Source organism: Agromyces marinus (genome assembly GCF_021442325.1).
Taxonomy (GTDB): domain Bacteria; phylum Actinomycetota; class Actinomycetes; order Actinomycetales; family Microbacteriaceae; genus Agromyces; species Agromyces marinus.
In genome coordinates this window covers 176,843-193,055 of sequence record NZ_CP087879.1, presented here as the reverse complement: position 1 = coordinate 193,055, position 16,213 = coordinate 176,843, and the positions used below count along the sequence as shown (strand labels likewise).

Sequence of the window (16,213 nt, the reverse complement as noted above, 5' to 3'; positions counted from 1 at the left end):
ACGCGGGTGAAGGCCATCGAGCGGCGACGCACCCGACAATCCGACGCCGAACGTGCACGCACGGGCGCAGCGCGCACGGGCGGCGCGCCCGCCCCGGCCGGCGGCATGATGGCGAACCGTCCCTTCGTGTGGGGCATGATCGCGACCGCGGGCGTGCTCGTCACCCTGGGCCTGGCGAGCGCACTCATCAGCCTGTCGGGCGTGGTCTTCGCGGTCTTCGCGGCCGTGTTCATCACGCTCGGGCTCGACCCGCTCGTGCGGTGGTTCGAGCGGCGCGGCATGAAGCGGGGCTGGGCGATCCTCACCGTGATCATCCTCTTCGTCCTCGTCATCGCGGGCATGCTCGGACTCATCCTGCCGATCGTGATCACGCAGGCGGCCGAGTTCATCACCTCGCTCCCCGAGCTCTACGCGGACATGCAGGAACAGGACTGGTTCCAGCAGCTCTCCTCCGACTCCGGCGGCGTGCTCGCGAGCGCGTACACCTGGTTCATCGAGTTCATCACCGACCCGAACACGTGGGCCACCGTGGGCGGCGGGGCACTGAACGTCGGCATCGCGATCATCGGCGGGCTCTCGACCGGCTTCTTCATCTTCATCCTCACGATCTACTTCATGGCCACGCTCGACTCGTCGAAGGCCGCGATCTACCGGCTCATCGCCGCGTCGCACCGCAGCCGCGTCGTCGAGTACGCCGAGCAGATCATGCAGAACGTCGGCCGCTACCTCAGCGGCATGGTCGTGCTCGCGTTCTTCAATGCGCTGTACAGCCTGATCCTGCTCACGATCGCGGGCGTGCCGTTCGCCCTCGTCATCTCGGTCGCGGCGTTCTTCATCACGCTGATCCCCATGATCGGTACCGTCCTGACGACCGCGTTCATGTCGGTGATCGCGCTGTTCACCTCGCCCACCGCGGCGATCATCGTGCTCGTCGGCATGCTCATCTACATGCAGGTCGAGGCGTACATCCTGACCCCGAGGGTCATGAACCGCGCCGTGCAGGTGCCCGGCTCGATCGTCCTGATCGCGGCCCTCGCGGGCGGCACGCTCGCCGGCCTGCCGGGCGCGCTCGTCGCCATCCCGGTCGCCGCGGGCATCCTCCTCATCATCAAGGAGGTCGTGGTGCCCTGGAAGGCGCGGATCTAGCGCGACCGGTGCGCGCCGGGCCCCGCCCGGCGCGTGCTCACCACTCCGACGGTGCCGCGGCGCGCGTCGCCGGCAGGGCGACATCCGTTCCCCAGCGCACGATCCACTCGGGCAGTTCGTCGTCCGCCGGCGGAGCGCCGAACGCCTCGATGAGCTCGGAGACCGGCACCGTGCCGCCGGCCTTCCGCAGGAACCGGGCGCGGATGAAGGCCTTCGCGTAGATCTCGGGAACACCGTCCGCCCCGGGGCGCACGACCCGGTGCTCGACGTACACGGCGCGGTCGTCGTAGCCGAGCAGCCGCGACTCGATCGTGAACCGCTGCCAGGGCTGGAGCGACTTGCGGAAGGTGATGGTCTCGCTCGCGACGACCGGGTACCACTCCTTCTCGCGCATCGTTCCGAAGACGCCGCTGCGCACGAGCATGTCGAAGCGGGCGACGTCCATGATCGAGAAGTACACGCCGTTGTTCATGTGCCGGTTGATGTCGAGGTCGGTCGGCAGCGTGATGAACCGGGTCCGCGCGACATCCCAGTGGCCGAGGTCGGGCTTGCGCCGCGACAGGAACAGGATGTGGAGCAGGGTCCGGAACAGCATGTGCATAGTCCACGAGGATATTGCCGATCCGTCGTGGCATCCGTTCATTGGTGGGCGTGCACAGCGGCCGGGCGGATGCCGCGGCCCGGCGTTGTGCGCGCCCGCCGATCAGGCGACGTCGCCGGCGGCGTTCCCCTTCGCGGGCACGTGCCGTTCGTCGGGACCCTCGTACACCGAGAGCGGGCGGATGAGCGCGTTCGACGCCTGCTGCTCCATGATGTGCGCCGTCCACCCCGTGACGCGGGCGGCCACGAACAGCGGGGTGAAGATCTCGGTGTCGAACCCCATCAGGTGGTAGACGGGCCCGGCCGGGTAGTCGAGGTTGGGCTTGATGCCCTTGCGCTCGTCCATGGCCTGCTCGAGCGCGACGTAGAGCTCGAGCAGGTCGGGCCGGTCGTAGTGCTCGACCATCCGCTCGAGGGCGTCGCGCATGGTCGGCACGCGCGAGTCGCCGTGCTTGTAGACGCGGTGGCCGAAGCCCATGATCTTGCGCTTCTCGGCGAGTGCCGCGTCGAGCCAGGCGACGGCGCGCTCGGGCCCGCCCTCGCCGGCGCCGATCTCGTCGAAGGTGTGCATGACGGCCTCGTTCGCCCCGCCGTGCAGGGCGCCCTTGAGCGCGCCGATCGCCCCGGTGACCGCCGAGTAGAGGTCGGAGAGGGTGCTCGCGATGACGCGTGCCGTGAAGGTCGAGGCGTTGAAGGAGTGCTCGGCGTACAGGATCATCGACGTGTCGAACGCGTTCACGACCTCGAGCTCGGGCGTCTCGCCGAATGCCTGCCAGAGGAAGTTCGCCGAGTATCCGAGGTCGTTGTTCGGCTCGACGAAGTCGAGGTCGTGCCGGCGTCGCTGGTCGTAGGTGACGATCGAGGGCAGCTTGGCGAAGAGGCGGATCGACTTCTCGAGGTTCGCCTCGCGGGAGTCGTCGGGCGTCGCGGGGTCGCTCGCGCCGATGACGCTGACCGCCGTGCGCACCACGTCCATGGGGTGCGCGGTGAGGGGGATCTCGTCGACGATGCGCTTGGTCTCGTGGTCGAGGCCGCGGTGGCTGCGCTCGATCTCCTCGAAGGCGGCGAGCTCCGAGTCATCCGGGAGCTCGCCGTTCCACAGGAGGTAGGCGACCTCTTCGAAGGTGACGGATGCCGCGAGCTCCTGGACCGGGTAGCCGCGGTACAGCAGCGAGTTCGTGTCGGGATTGACCTTCGAGATTGCCGTCACATCCACGGGCACGCCGGCAAGGCCCTTGTAGATCTTCGGCGCCTCGGCCTCTGGGGTCTGCTCGCTCATCGCGCTCCTCGTGGGGCTCATCCGTTCGCGACCGCCGCGTCGCGCCCGCTCCCCCAGCCTAGGACCCTTTCCGTCCGGTCGGTCGTTGCGGGTGTTTCGGGCTCGGAACCCGCAACGACTGCCCACACCGAGTCGTCCTCACCAGGCGATGCGGAATGGGAAACGACACAGGGTGACGGGAACGCGGTTCGGCCCGGCGGGCAGCCGCCAAGATCGAGCGGATGACACGCAGAGCCGAGTTGCCAGAGTCGATCCGCCGCACTGGGTTCGGCGTGCCCCGAGCGCGCCTCCTCGGCGTGAGCCCGTCGCGCTTGCGCGCACGCGACCTCGAAGCGCCGAGCCGCGGGGTGCGGCTGCACCATGAGCACACCTACGCCGACAAGTGCCGCAGCACCCTGGAGGTGCTGCATCCGCGAGCGTTCGCCAGCGGAACGACGGCGGCGGTCCTGCATGGACTGCCGATCCCAGCGACCCTGCGCGACCGGCTCGAACTGGCCGTGCCGGCACCGGCCCGCGCAGTGCGCCGAGTCGGCGTGAAGGCCAGGAGCCTCCGTATCGACGAACGCGAACTCACGAACGTCGGGGGCGTACGTGTCACGACGCTGTCGCGCACCTGGTGCGAGCTGGCCCGCACGCTGACACTGCCGCAACTCGTCGCAGCGGCGGATGTCGCGGTGCGCCTGGTCGGTGTCGATCGACTGGAGCGGGCAGCGACCTACCACCCGGACCGCCGGTTGCACGCGCGGCTCGCGACGGCACTCGATCTCGTGGACGCGGCAAGCGAGTCTCCCAAGGAATCGGAGTTGCGCGCGCTCATCGTGCTCGCGGGGCTGCCTCGCCCGCGCGTCAACGTCGAGGTCCGCGACGAGAGGGGGAGGTTCGTCGCCCGCGTGGATCTGCTGTTCGAGGAGTTCGGCGAGATCATCGAGTACCAGGGCGACCATCATCGGACCGACGTGCGACAGTGGCGACGCGATCGCACGCGCGAGGCCGAACTCGAGGCCCTCGGGTTCCACGTGACCGAGGTCACACAGGCGGACCTCGATGACCCGCACGCTCTGATCCGCAGGATCGCCGCGAACCTCCGTCGTCGAGGGTGGCGTTCCGTGCCGAATCCGTCACGCTGGTTTCCCGACACGCTCGGTCCGCGCTCGCCCACGCACCGTCAGCACGGCTCGTGACGACAGTTGTTGCGGCTTCCAGCGGTCCCGGACCCGCAACAGCTGTCCAGACGAGAGGGAGCGAGCGGGGGCGACGGACGTCAGAAGAGGCCGGTGGGGATGTCGACGCCGTTGAGCGCGCCGGGTGCGGCGGTGATGGTGAGGTGGGTCAGCTCGTCCGGGCCGAGGTCGGGCAGACGCACGGCCAGGTCGAGGAACCGGTCGATCTCGGCCTCGGTCAGGACCCCCTCGGCGAGGGTGCGGAACTTGTGCACGTACTGCTCCCGACCGAACGGGCGCGCCCCGAGCGGGTGCGCGTCCGCGACCGCGATCTCCTCCACGATCTCGCCGCCATCGGCCAGGCGGATCACGACCCTGCCCCCGAACGCCTTCTCCGTCATGTCCAGCGAGTGGTACCGGCGGGTCCATTCCGGGTCCTCGACCGTGACCACCTTGCGCCACAACGCGACCGTGTCCGGGCGGCCCGCCCGCTCCGGCGCGTACGAGTCCACGTGATGCCAGGCACCGTCCTGCAACGCGACCGTGAAGATGTAGGGCACCGAGTGATCCAACGTCTCCCGCGACGCGGTCGGGTCGTACTTCTGCGGGTCGCCCGCCCCGGACCCGATCACGTGATGGGTGTGGTGCGAGGTATGGATCGTGACCGACTCGATCCGGTCCGGGTCGTCCAGGATCAACGGGTACTCCCGGTGCAACCTCCGACCCAGGTCGATCAACGCCTGCGCCTGGTACTCCGCCGAGTGCTCCTTCGTGTACGTGCCCAGGATCGCCCGCTTGCCCTCACCCGGTTCGGGCAACGGCACCTCGTACCCGGCGTCCGGGCCGTCCAGCAGCCACGCGATCACCCCGTCCTCACCCTCGTAGATCGGCACCGGACTGGTCTGGCCCCGCATCGCCCGATCCACCGCCTCGACCGCCATCTTCCCCGCGAACGCCGGCGCATGCGCCTTCCACGTCGAGATCTCACCCTTGCGCGACTGCCGCGTCGCGGTCGTGGTGTGCAACGCCTGCCCCACCGCCTGGAAGATCGTCTCCCGATCCAACCCCAGCAACGTCCCGATCCCCGCAGCCGCCGACGGCCCCAGATGCGCGACATGATCGATCTTGTGCTTGTGCAGGCTGATCGCCTTGGCCAGGTCCACCTGCACCTCGTACCCCGTCGCGATGCCCCGCACCACATCCCGACCCGTCAACCCACGCGAGCCCGCGCAATGCTGCGCGACCGCGACCACCGCGGGAATGTTGTCCGCCGGATGCGAATACTCCGCCGCGAGGAACGTGTCATGGAAATCCAACTCCCGCACCGCGACCCCGTTCGCCCACGCCGCCCACTCCGGAGAAGTGCGCCGACCCGCATCCACCCCGAACACATTCGCCCCGGCACCCCCGATCGAGACCGGATGCGCCAACGCCTGCGAACGCGCCGCGACCACCGGCCCCCGAGCCAACGACGCCGCAGCCACCGCCGCATTATCGATCACCCGATTCACGACCATCTCCACCACATCACCATCGACCGCAACCGGATCGACCGCGACCTCGGCGATCTTCCAGGCGAGCTGATCGGGGCGGGCCAGGTTCTCATCGCTGCGGTGGACGCGCACGTGGTGGGTCTTCACCCGCTCACGCTATCGAACGCCGGCGGTGCGGCCGCACCCGGCCGCGCTCGGGCCGGAGCGTGGGACGATGGTGGGGATGAGCCACACCGACACCGACACCGTGGGCGGGCGGGCGGTTCGCGACATCCGCCGCGACTTCCCGGCGTTCGCGGCATCCGGCGACGCCCGACCGACCGCCTACCTCGATTCCGCGGCCACGTCGCAGCGCCCCTCGGCAGTCCTCGACGCCGAGCGCGACTACCTCGAGCACGATCTCGCGGCCGTGCATCGCGGTGCGAGCGCCGCGACCGGCCGGTCGACGAGCCGGTTCGAGGAGGCTCGCGCCGACCTCGCGCGATTCGTCGGTGCCGCCGATGAGCGCGAGATCGTGTGGGCGCAGAACGCGACCGATGCGCTGAACATGGTCGCGCTCGGCATCGCCGATGCGAGCGCCGGGATCGGCGGGGCGGATGCCGCGCGCTTCGCGCTGCAGCCCGGCGACGAGATCGTGCTCACCGAGGCCGAGCACCACGCGAACCTCCTGCCGTGGCAGCGGGTCGCCCAGCGCACCGGCGCCGTGCTCGTGCCCGTGAAGGTCGACGTGAACGGATGCTGGGGCGCCGACGACCTCGCGGCCGTGCTCGGGCCGCGCACGCGCGTCGTGGCGTTCGCCGAGGTGTCGAACGTGACCGGGCTCATCGTGCGCGTGGCCGACCTCGTCGCGCTCGTGCGCGAGCGGGCGCCGCGGGCGATGGTCGTGCTCGACGCCTGCCAGTCGGTTCCGCACCGACCGGTCGACTTCGACGGGTACGGCGTGGACTTCGCGGCCTTCTCAGGGCACAAGATGCTCGGCCCGAACGGCATCGGCGTGCTCTACGGGCGGGCCGACCTGCTCGACGCCCTGCCGCCCGCCCGGACGGGCGGGTCGACGATCACACGGGTGAGCTTCGACTCGGCCGAGTTCCTGCCGGCGCCGCAGCGCTTCGAGTCGGGCACGCAGCCCGTGTCGCAGGTGATCGGGTTGGCTGCGGCCGTCCGCTACCTCGACGGCATCGGCATGGGCGCGCTCGCCGCGCACGAGGCCGCGTTCGCGGAACGCGTCGTCGACGGCGTCGCGGCGCTGCCCGGCGTCCGCATCGTCGGGCCGCAGGCGGGCGAGGCGCGCGGCGGCCTGGTGAGCGTCGCCGTCGAGGGCGTGCACGCGCACGACGTCGGGCAGTTCCTCGACGACGCCGGGATCGTCGTGCGCGTCGGCCATCACTGCGCCCAGCCGCTGCACCGCGCGCTCGGCCTTACGGCGACGACCCGGGCGAGCGCGCACGTGTACACGACCGCGGAGGAGGCCGACCGGTTCGTCTCGGTGCTCGGCGAGGTCCGCGGGTTCTTCGGACTCGGGACGGGAGCGGCGTGATGGCCGGGTTGGAGGGCCTCTACCAGCAGATCATCCTCGACCACTCGAAGGCGCGGCACGGCGACGGTCCCCTCGAGGGCGCCGACGGCGAGCACCACGAGTTCAACCCGACCTGCGGCGACGAGATCACGCTGCGGGTGAGGCTCGACGGCGCCCGCGAACGCATCGACGTCGTCGCCTGGCAGGGCGACGGGTGCAGCATCTCGATGGCGTCGGCCTCGGTGCTGACCGACCTCGTCGCCGGGCGGACCGTCGACGAGGCGCTCGGGCTCGCGGAGGAGTTCCGCACGATGCTTCGCTCCAAGGGCGAGGGCGAACCCGACGAGGACGTGCTCGGCGACGCGATCGCGTTCCACGGCGTCTCGAAGTACGTCATGCGCATCAAGTGCGCGATGCTCTCGTGGGTCGCGCTCGAGGCGGCGGTCGCGAAGGCCCGCTGAACCCGTCGGTTCGACGGCGATCAGCGGGGCCGGAGCCTGCCCGGGATCAGCGAGCGGCGACGATCGGATTCGCGCGCAGCTGCTCGATGAACGCGCGGGTCTCGTCGACGTCCGCCGGCCGGTACAGCCGGATGCCGTAGAAGTACTTCTGCCCCTCGGTCGCGGCGATCAGGTTCTCGGTTCCGCACGCGCCGTCACCGAATCGAACGGTGATGGTGCCGTCGTCGTTCCGGGTGAGGTCGTTGTCGGTCAGGCACGGTTCGGCAACGTCGAGCCAGCCCTGCTCGTCGTACTTGATGACCGAGAAGTACCCGTTGTGCTCGTAGTCGAGCGGCGGTACGGGGAAGGTCCATTCATCGCACCCGGAGCACGTGGTGAGCGCCTGGAAGTACTGCGCGTGCTGCGGCGACAGCCCGCCCCAGCCGAGTTCCGCCGCCAGCATGTGGTTGACCGGATCGGTCGTCCGGGGCGTGCCGAACCCCTTGCTGAAGTCGGCCTCGGCCGCCCGGGCCTCGATCTGCGCCTTCACCTCCTGAAGCGAGCCCTCATCGAAGTTCGGCGCGTCGAACGGGTTCGCGGACCCGGCGTCGATCGTCAGGCCGTCCTGCAGGGCGTGCGCCTGCTCGAGCCCGAGCGCGGTCGCGGTGCGGGCGAGGATGTACACGTGCGTGCCACTGGTCAGGTCGCTCGCGCGGAGCGTGGCGGTCTCGCCCGGGTAGACCACGGCGGCGATGTAGTGGTTCTCGTCGATGATCTGGGCGACCTGGTAGGTGTCGGATGCCGGGACGGTGAAGGTGGCCCCCTCGGTGACGTCGACCACGGCGTACGAGTAGATGAGGTCGACGTTCGAGCGGATGATGATCTGATTCTCGACGTTCACCGGAACCCGGTTGTGGAAGTACTCGTTCACGGGCGCCTGCGCCAACTGCTTGCGGAAGTAGGTCGCGGTTTCAGCGCGGACGAAGTTGTCGAGGGTCACGGTCTCCGGGAGATCTGCCATACCCAGCACCTTGGCGGATGCCGCGACGGCAGGCAAGGTCCGCCCGAGGCGGACCGTCGACGAGGCGCTCGGGCTCGCCGAGGAGTTCCGTGCCCCTACATGCCGGGGACGGGTTGCGCGACGTGCACCTCGATCTCGCAGCCGCCGGGCATGTTCAGGTGCGGGTGCTCCTTCGCGAGCGCGAGCGCGGCGTCGAGGTCGTCGGCTTCGATGATCGTGTACCCGGCGACCTCTCGCGTGCTCGGCGCGACCGAGCCGTCGGAGCTCACGCGGACCCCCTCGGCCAGCGGCGTCCCGAAGTCGACCATGTCATCGCCGACCTTCGCCGCCCAGTCCATCCACTCGCCCATCACGGCGGCGGACTGTTCGGCGGTGGGCGGGGTGGCATCGGCCGGGGTCATCGGAGCGTGGTAGATGAAGACGAAACGTGCCATGATGCGGATCCTCTCGGAATCGGATTCGGCGTTCCGGACGGAAGGCCGGGTGCCGGCATCGTCGCCGGTACGGGTGCGCGTCAGCCGCGCGTCGGTTCGAAGACGGCGGCGATCGAGTCGAGGCATCCGCGCCAGCCGTCCCCGTGGCGTTCCGCGGACTCGGCGGAGGCGAACCGGGTGTGCGTGATCCTGACGCGGGTGCCTGCGACGTCGTCTGCGAAGCGCACCTCGACGAGCGTCTCCTCGTCGGAGTCGTCCCACCGCCAGGTGAAGCTCAGGCGCTCCATCGGGTCGACGTCGACGTACGTGCCCGACGTCGCGTAGGTCGCATCCGGCCCGCGCAATTCGAACCGGTAGCTTCCGCCGGGCCGGGCGTCGATGGACGCGTCGGTCTCGTCGTAGTCGGTGATGGAGGGTCGCATCCAGCGCGCCGCGTGCGCGGCATCCGTCCAGAGCGACCACATGGTCGCCCGGTCGATCGCGAAGGTGCGCTCGATGTCGAAGACGGCGTCAGGCATCGGATTCGTCCTCCAGGGTCGCGATGTACGCGTCGAGCGCGTCGAGTCGCGCGGTCCAGTACTCGCGAGCACGGCCGATCCACTGCTGCGCCTCGGCGAGCGCGACCGGGTCGAGCACGAGTCGCCGCTCGCGTCCGTCGCCGACCCGGTGAGCGAGGCCCGCCTTCTCGAGTGCGGCGGTGTGCTTGTTGAGCAGCTGCGGGGACACCCCGCGGTCGGCGGCGACCTCCGACATCCGCGGCGCGTCGGCACGGGCTGCGAGGTAGACGACGAGGTCACGGCGCGCGCGGTGCGCGAGTGCCGCGAAGACCGCGTCGAGGCGATCGGGGTCGCCCGTGGGTTCACCGCCGGACGGGTGGCCGCGGCGGGTCGGGGCGGCCAGATCGCGTTCGCGCGCCGAGTAAACCATGTGGTTTATTATTCGCCTGGGCGTCGCGGAACACAACCCCGACGACCCGCACAGTCCGTTCCGCCCGGTATCGAGCGCTCGACGCGCTACCGCGCGTCACTCGAGCGTGGAGGTCCCGTCAGGAAGCCAGACGCCGCTGAGGCTCGAGTACGGCTGCTCGAAGACGCCCCGCACCTCGATGCCGTCCGTGGGGATCACGCCGTCGACCGTGCACATCGAGGCGGCGGACCTGCCGAGGTCGACGACGATGCAGAGATCCTCGCCCGAGCTGCTCTTCGCCCCGAACAGGCGTGCACCATCGACGCGCTCCCGAAGGAACAGCTGCGTCGTCAGGTCGATGTCGGGCAATCCGCCGGCACCCGCCCGGATCACCGGCTGCCCATCGCGGGGCTCGCGTTCGACCTGCGCCCAGGCGCCCGAATCGCGGACCGGAATGACGTCCGTGAACCGGATCCCGACCTCGTTCAGGACCACTTCGTCGGGGTCGGCGTCGATCGTGGGATCCAGTCCGTCACTCGATCGGAGTGCGCCCGAGGCCTGCCAGCCCACGACGACACCGACGACGAGGGCGAGCGCGGCGACGACCGCCGAGCGCCGAGTGATCCAGGCCCGGTGCCGGGAGCCGGGGCCGGCGGACGCGGCAGCCCCGCCGACGGTGGAGTCTGCGGGTCGAGGCGGCGCGCCGACGTCGTCCCGAGCCCCTGCCTCCTGTTCCCGGACCCCCTCCTCGCGGGCGGGCGACCCGCCGATCGCGAGCGCACGCAACTCCGCCTCGGCTTCAGCCCGCTCGGCATCGCTCGAGTCGCGGCCGAACGCGATGCGCTCCAGTTCGGCCCGGCGCTCCCGGTCGGACGCGGTCACGGCCGGGCTTCCGCCCAGACCGGCGCGTGCACCTGCTCCTCGAGCACGCGCGCGGCGAGCTCCGGCTCGACCTCGTCGAGCGTCGCCGGGTCCCACTTCGGCGACCGGTCCTTGTCGATGACCTGGGCCCGGATGCCCTCATGCAGGTCGTGCTGGCCGATGAACCACGACACCGCACGGAACTCCTGTTCGAGCGCGGCCTCGAGGTTCGGCAGCGACCGGGCACGCCGCACGGCCTCGAGGGTGATCGTCAGCGAGGTCGGCGCCAGGGTTTCGAGTTCGTCGGCGGCGGCCGCGGCATCCGCTCGCCCGTCGTCGCGCAGGCGCGCGATGATCTCGGCCACCGTCGGGGCGGAATAGCACGCGTCGATCCACGGGCGCGCCGCGGCGAGCGCCGACGGCCCCGGGGTCTCGTCGAAGAGCATCACGATCTCGGACGGCGTGCCGGGGTCGGCGCGTTCGGCGAGCGCCTGCAGCAGATGCGGGATGCGCTCGCTCGGGACGAGCACGTCGGCGAAGCCGGCGTGGATCGCGTCGGCGGCGTCCATGGTGCGCGAGTTCAGCGCGAGATGGATGCCGAGTTCGCCCGGTGCGCGGCCGAGCAGCCAGGTGCCGCCCACGTCCGGCGTGAACCCGATGCGGGTCTCGGGCATCGCGACGCGCGAGCGCTCGGTGACGACGCGGATCGCGGCGTGACCGGCCAGCCCGATGCCGCCGCCCATCGTGATGCCGTCCATGATCGCGACGACCGGCTTCGGGTAGCGGGCGATCGCGGCGTCGAGGCGGTACTCCTCGCGGAAGAACCGCAGCGCCTCCTCGAGGTGCCCGTTGGAGGAGTACGTGTGCAGTTCGCGGATGTCGCCGCCCGCGCAGAAGCCGCGATCGCCCGCACCGTCGAGCACGACGACCGAGACCTCGGAATCGGTGCGCCACCGGTCGAGGACCTTCGTCAGCGCCCCGATCATCTCGTAGCTCAGCGCGTTGAGCGCTCTCGGCCGGTTCAGGGTCAGGTGCCCGACGCCGTCGGCGACGACAGCGGTGATGTGCTCGCTCACCTGCCCAACGCTAGCGGGGATGTCAGTCGCGGTTCACCGTGCCGGTGAGGATGCCGCGGCCGAGCGCGTGCATGAAGCAGCGGATGCCGAGCACCGCGGGTGCGGCGTCCGGATCGAGTTCGAGGCTCGGCACGTCGAGCGCGTGCACGACGAACTGGTACCGGTGCTCGCCCGTGCCGCGCGGCGGCGCCGCGCCGCCGAAGGCGCGCTCACCGTCCTCGTTGCGCAGCACCATCGCGCCCGCCGGCAGCGGCGGTCCGCCGGGCGCGCCGGCGCCCGCGTCGAGGCTCGTCGTCTCGAGCGGGAGGTTGAGGAGCGCCCAGTGCCACCAGCCGGAACCGGAGGGCGCATCCGGGTCGAGGCAAGTCACCGCGAACCCGCGCGTGCGTTCCGGGAACCCGCTCCACGACAGTTGGGGCGAGCGGTCGACCCCGCCCACGGTGTGGCTCCACTGCGGCCGGGCGAGCGGCCCGCCGTCGTCGAAGTCGGTGCTCGTGACCGTGAACGAGTCCACCGACCGAAGCCGCTGGAGTGCGGCGTAGGGGTCCACGTCGAGCATCGTCGCTCCTCCTCGTCGCCGGTTCCGTCCGTCGCCGGGCGGGTCGGTGGGGTCGGGGTCAGGCTACGTCCGCGCGGAGCGAGCCGTCCGCGTACACGCCGCGTCGCGGCATCCGCTCAGCCTTCGCCCCTAGGATTCCGGGGTGCTGCTGCCGAAGATCATCCTGTTCTACGCGTTCACGCCGCTCGCCGACCCCGACGCGATCCGGCTGTGGCAGCGCGATCTCGCCGAGTCGCTGGGCCTGCGGGGTCGCGTGCTCATCTCCGAGCACGGCGTGAACGGCACGCTCGGCGGCGAGATGGGCGCACTCAAGCGGTACGTGCGGAAGACCAAGGAGTACGCCGGGTTCCGTTCGCTCGACGTGAAGTGGAGCGAGGGCACCGGGCTCGACGAGCACGGGCGCAGCGTCGACTTCCCCCGCCTGAGCGTCAAGGTGCGCGACGAGATCGTCTCGTTCGGCGCGCCCGGCGAGGTGCGGGTCGACGCGTCGGGCGTCGTCGGCGGCGGTGCGCGGCTCTCGCCCGACGCGCTGCACGAGCTCGTCTCCGAGCGGGGCGACGAGGTCGTCTTCTTCGACGGGCGCAACGCGATCGAGGCGGCGATCGGCCGCTTCCGCGGGGCGATCGTGCCGCCGACCGAGACGACCCGCGACTTCGTGGGCCTGCTCGACTCGGGCGCGTACGACCACCTGAAGGGCCGTCCGGTCGTGACCTACTGCACGGGCGGCATCCGCTGCGAGGTGCTCTCGAGCCTGATGGCGAGCCGCGGGTTCGGCGAGGTGTACCAGCTCGAGGGCGGCATCGTCCGCTACGGCGAGCGCTTCGGCGATTCGGGCCTGTGGGAGGGCTCCCTCTACGTCTTCGACGGCCGCGGCTCGGTCGACTTCACCGACCGCGCGGCCGTGATCGGCACCTGCGACGGGTGCGGCCGTGAGACGAACCGAACCGTCAACTGCACGGATGCCTCGTGCCGCGTGCAGTTCGTGCGCTGCGAGGCGTGCGCGCCCGCGGCGTGCCGCGAGCACGCGGCATCCGTCACGACCTGAGCGCGGCCCAGTCGGACGATTGCATGAGAATCCGCCCGATGCCCCCGTGAGCACGGGCATCGGCCGGATTCTCATGCAACTCGACCGGCCCGCGAGCAGATCCGCACCGTGCCGCGCGAACCCCGCCGTCAGCGCGCCTGCCGGGCGAACGCGCGCGCGTCGCGGCTCGAGAGGGCGAGCAGCAGCAGGATCTCGAGGGCGACGGTCACGAAGGTCGTGCGGACGGTGACCTCGACGTCTCCGAACAGCGACTCGGCCGCGGTGAGCGAGATGTTCAGCGTCGCGAGGAGCATCACGGCGATGCGCGCGAGGTTCCCGCCGAACCAGATCCGGACCGCCAGGACGAGCTGGACGAGCAGCAGCACGCCGAACACCGTGCACACGACGACGAGCGCCACTCGGGCTGCTTCCTCGGCGTCGGGCACGTCGGCGAGCTCGATGTCGAGATCGTCGCGGAGCACCTCGTCCCACTGGATCGCGAGGCCGACGAGCCAGAGGATGCCGGCCAGTACACGCAGCACGAGCACGCCCGCGCCGAACGCGGTCGAGGCGGGCCGCGGCATCCGGTGGGGTGCGGGCTGCGCCTCGGCCAGCCGCAGCGGCGACTCGAACGCCGAACGCTTGGCGCCCGCGCGGTCGGCGCCCGTGCCGAACGCGGCCGGAGCGGTGCCCGGCACGCCCCGTGCCGTGGGTTCGACCGCGACGACGGGCAGGTCGCCGTCGGTGCGGATCGTGTCGCCGCCGCCGTTTCGGGAGTGGTATCCGGTCGAGAAGTCGCGGAGCATGTCGATGCGGACGTCGGGGTCGGCCGCGGTGAGCGTGTCGACGATGTGGTCGCGCTCGATGTCGATGTCGGCGTCGATCTTGTGGGTGACCTGGAGCGTGAACAGGGAGAATCCGACCGCGCGGTCGAAGGTTCCGGCCGCGAGCCAGTCGACGCGGCGCCCGCCTGGGAGGAGCCAGCCGTCCGGGGTCCGCCAGAACCGCACGTGGTGACGTTTGGCCGGATTGCCGGCGACCTCCTGCTGGTAGGCGAAGTCCTGCTTGCGGTCGAACAGGAACAGCGGGCTGACCGGCGCTTCGTCGTAGCTTCGTCGGGTCAGCGTCGAGGTCACGATGCGCCCGCTCGACGCGAGCGTCACCTCGTCGGCGCGCGTCCAGCCGGCCGCCTGCATCGCCCGGTGGATGGCCTCCTCGCTGCCGTCGAACGCGAGGTTGACGGGGTCGCCGAGCAGGCCGTCGCTCGTGCGCGTGCGTCCGATGAAGTAGTCGGGCACGTAGATCGTGGTCAGGATGCGATGCAGGCGGGGCAGCGCGAGGTAGGCGAGCACGAGCCAGAAGACGAGGAGGAAGCCGACGCCCGCCCACCCGAACGCGAACGTCTGGTTGAGGAGCAACCACGCGAGCCAGACCGCTGCGGCGCCGGCGAAGACGAAGAAGAACCCGTCGAGCACGCGCGTGAGCGAGACGCGTCGGGGCAGCGGCGGCGGCTCCGCATCCGCGCCATCCGCGCCATCCGCCCGCATTCCTGCATGCTAGCCCCGGCCGGGACCGTCGCGGCAGGGGCGGTCCGCGGGCGGTCCGCCCGGGGGTCGGGGACCTGGGCGACATCCGCTCGCGTGTATGGTTAGGCTTACCTAACCGATGCGGTTCTGCATCGACTCCAGCGAACGAAACGGAGCAATCCAGCATGCCCAGAAGCCGCACCAGGCTCGTGGCCGCAGGCGCATTCGCCGCCCTCACCCTCGCCCTCGCCGGCTGCGCCGGCGCGGCGAGCGAGGCCGACCCGATCGAGGACACGCCCGCCGCCGGCACGGTGACGATCGAGGACAACCACGGCGAGGTCGAGGTTCCCATCGACCCCGCACGCGTGGTCGCGCTCGACAACCACGTCTTCGAGACCCTGGCCGCGTGGGACATCCCGCTCGTCGCCGCCCCGAAGCCCATCATGGGCTCGACCTGGCCGCAGTACACCGACGACGAGACCGTGCTCGACGCCGGCTCGCACTTCGAACCCCAGCTCGAGTCGATCATCGCAGCGCAGCCCGACCTGATCATCGGCGGCTACCGCTTCGCCGAGTCCTACGACGCGATCGTCGAGCAGAACCCCGACGCCGTCGTCATCGAGATCGCGCCGCGCGAGGGCGAGGACCAGTCGGCCGAACTCATCCGCCAGGTCGAGATCCTCGGCCAGATCTTCGACCGCGAAGCGGAGGCGGCCGAGCTCGTCGCCGACTTCGAGGGCGCCATCGCCGACGCGGCGGACGCATACGACGGCGAGTCCAGCGTCACCACGCTGCTCACGTCGGGCGGCGAGATCTCGTACCTCGCACCCGTCACCGGCCGCAGCCTCGGCGTGCTCTACCCGAACGTCGGCCTCGTGCCCGGCATCGACCAGGCCGCCGACGACACCTCGCACGGCGACGACATCAGCGTCGAGGCGATCGCCGCGGCGAACCCCGACTGGCTGATCGTCATGGACCGAGACGGCGCACTCGCCGCCCCCGAGGGCTACGTCGCCGCCGCAGAGCTGATCGAGGGCTCCGCTGCACTCGCGAACGTCACCGCGGTCGCCGAGGGCCAGGTCGTGTACGTCGACCCGAACTTCTACCTCACCGAGGACATCCAGTCCTACACGGCGCTGTACGAACAGCTCGCCGAGGCCTTCGGGGCCTGA

Annotated in this window: 17 protein-coding genes; 6 read left to right on the top strand and 11 right to left on the bottom strand. The window is 70.7% G+C overall.

The window, feature by feature from the left end:
• Window positions 1-6 precede the first annotated feature (6 nt).
• A complete protein-coding gene (locus tag DSM26151_RS00955) occupies window positions 7-1,146 on the top strand; it encodes an AI-2E family transporter (RefSeq protein ID WP_234660567.1) in 1,140 nt (379 codons plus the stop codon).
• A 37-nt stretch (window positions 1,147-1,183) separates the two neighbouring features.
• On the opposite strand, the gene DSM26151_RS00950 is transcribed toward DSM26151_RS00955, so the two are convergent.
• Both DSM26151_RS00950 and DSM26151_RS00945 read right to left on the bottom strand, forming a co-directional pair.
• The gene (locus tag DSM26151_RS00950) at window positions 1,184-1,747 is read right to left on the bottom strand and encodes an acyl-CoA thioesterase (RefSeq protein WP_234660566.1); all 564 of its coding nucleotides are present in this window, start codon (window positions 1,745-1,747) and stop codon (window positions 1,184-1,186) included.
• A gap of 102 nt (window positions 1,748-1,849) precedes the next feature.
• Window positions 1,850-3,025 carry a bifunctional 2-methylcitrate synthase/citrate synthase gene (locus tag DSM26151_RS00945; protein ID WP_234660565.1) on the bottom strand — a complete coding sequence of 392 codons (1,176 nt, stop codon included), beginning with the start codon at window positions 3,023-3,025 and terminating at the stop codon, window positions 1,850-1,852.
• A 221-nt stretch (window positions 3,026-3,246) separates the two neighbouring features.
• Here DSM26151_RS00945 and DSM26151_RS00940 point away from each other — a divergent pair, with 221 nt between their 5' ends.
• Entirely contained in the window at window positions 3,247-4,206 is a 960-nt protein-coding gene (locus DSM26151_RS00940) for an endonuclease domain-containing protein (protein ID WP_234660564.1), read from the top strand.
• Between the two features lie 80 nt (window positions 4,207-4,286).
• Here the strand turns inward: DSM26151_RS00940 and DSM26151_RS00935 are convergent, their stop codons facing one another.
• Entirely contained in the window at window positions 4,287-5,825 is a 1,539-nt protein-coding gene (locus DSM26151_RS00935; protein ID WP_234660563.1) for an MmgE/PrpD family protein, read from the bottom strand.
• A 76-nt stretch (window positions 5,826-5,901) separates the two neighbouring features.
• Between DSM26151_RS00935 and DSM26151_RS00930 the strand changes: the two genes are divergently transcribed.
• Window positions 5,902-7,215: an aminotransferase class V-fold PLP-dependent enzyme gene (locus DSM26151_RS00930; RefSeq protein WP_234660562.1), complete on the top strand. Its 1,314-nt coding sequence runs from the start codon at window positions 5,902-5,904 to the stop codon at window positions 7,213-7,215.
• Window positions 7,215-7,655: a Fe-S cluster assembly sulfur transfer protein SufU gene (gene sufU / locus DSM26151_RS00925; protein WP_234660561.1), complete on the top strand. Its 441-nt coding sequence runs from the start codon at window positions 7,215-7,217 to the stop codon at window positions 7,653-7,655. The genes DSM26151_RS00930 and sufU overlap by 1 nt, the downstream gene beginning before the upstream one ends.
• Window positions 7,656-7,701: 46 nt before the next feature.
• Here the strand turns inward: sufU and DSM26151_RS00920 are convergent, their stop codons facing one another.
• From DSM26151_RS00920 to DSM26151_RS00890, 7 genes are all read right to left on the bottom strand, one after another.
• On the bottom strand, window positions 7,702-8,655 hold the full coding sequence (locus DSM26151_RS00920; protein ID WP_234660560.1) for a DUF1254 domain-containing protein: 954 nt from the start codon (window positions 8,653-8,655) through the stop codon (window positions 7,702-7,704).
• Between the two features lie 95 nt (window positions 8,656-8,750).
• Window positions 8,751-9,089, bottom strand: coding sequence for a YciI family protein (locus DSM26151_RS00915; RefSeq protein WP_234660559.1), 339 nt, complete (start codon window positions 9,087-9,089; stop codon window positions 8,751-8,753).
• 80 nt (window positions 9,090-9,169) lie between these two features.
• Window positions 9,170-9,607 carry an SRPBCC family protein gene (locus DSM26151_RS00910; protein ID WP_234660558.1) on the bottom strand — a complete coding sequence of 146 codons (438 nt, stop codon included), beginning with the start codon at window positions 9,605-9,607 and terminating at the stop codon, window positions 9,170-9,172.
• Complete coding sequence (locus DSM26151_RS00905; protein ID WP_234660557.1) at window positions 9,600-10,016, bottom strand: ArsR/SmtB family transcription factor; 417 nt, start codon at window positions 10,014-10,016, stop codon at window positions 9,600-9,602. Before DSM26151_RS00905 ends, DSM26151_RS00910 begins: the two co-directional genes overlap by 8 nt.
• A gap of 96 nt (window positions 10,017-10,112) precedes the next feature.
• Entirely contained in the window at window positions 10,113-10,877 is a 765-nt protein-coding gene (locus DSM26151_RS00900; RefSeq protein ID WP_234660556.1) for a hypothetical protein, read from the bottom strand.
• Complete coding sequence (locus DSM26151_RS00895) at window positions 10,874-11,932, bottom strand: enoyl-CoA hydratase/isomerase family protein (protein ID WP_234660555.1); 1,059 nt, start codon at window positions 11,930-11,932, stop codon at window positions 10,874-10,876. Before DSM26151_RS00895 ends, DSM26151_RS00900 begins: the two co-directional genes overlap by 4 nt.
• Window positions 11,933-11,954: 22 nt before the next feature.
• Window positions 11,955-12,491, bottom strand: coding sequence for a YbhB/YbcL family Raf kinase inhibitor-like protein (locus DSM26151_RS00890; RefSeq protein ID WP_234660554.1), 537 nt, complete (start codon window positions 12,489-12,491; stop codon window positions 11,955-11,957).
• A 142-nt stretch (window positions 12,492-12,633) separates the two neighbouring features.
• On the opposite strand from DSM26151_RS00890, the gene trhO reads away from it, so the two are divergent.
• On the top strand, window positions 12,634-13,536 hold the full coding sequence (gene trhO, locus DSM26151_RS00885) for an oxygen-dependent tRNA uridine(34) hydroxylase TrhO (protein ID WP_234660553.1): 903 nt from the start codon (window positions 12,634-12,636) through the stop codon (window positions 13,534-13,536).
• 128 nt (window positions 13,537-13,664) lie between these two features.
• Here the strand turns inward: trhO and DSM26151_RS00880 are convergent, their stop codons facing one another.
• Window positions 13,665-15,062 (bottom strand): LssY C-terminal domain-containing protein, encoded by a 1,398-nt coding sequence (locus DSM26151_RS00880; RefSeq protein ID WP_234660552.1) that lies wholly within the window; start codon window positions 15,060-15,062, stop codon window positions 13,665-13,667.
• 164 nt (window positions 15,063-15,226) lie between these two features.
• Between DSM26151_RS00880 and DSM26151_RS00875 the strand changes: the two genes are divergently transcribed.
• Window positions 15,227-16,213, top strand: a complete 987-nt coding sequence (locus DSM26151_RS00875; protein WP_234660551.1) for a siderophore ABC transporter substrate-binding protein — start codon at window positions 15,227-15,229, stop codon at window positions 16,211-16,213.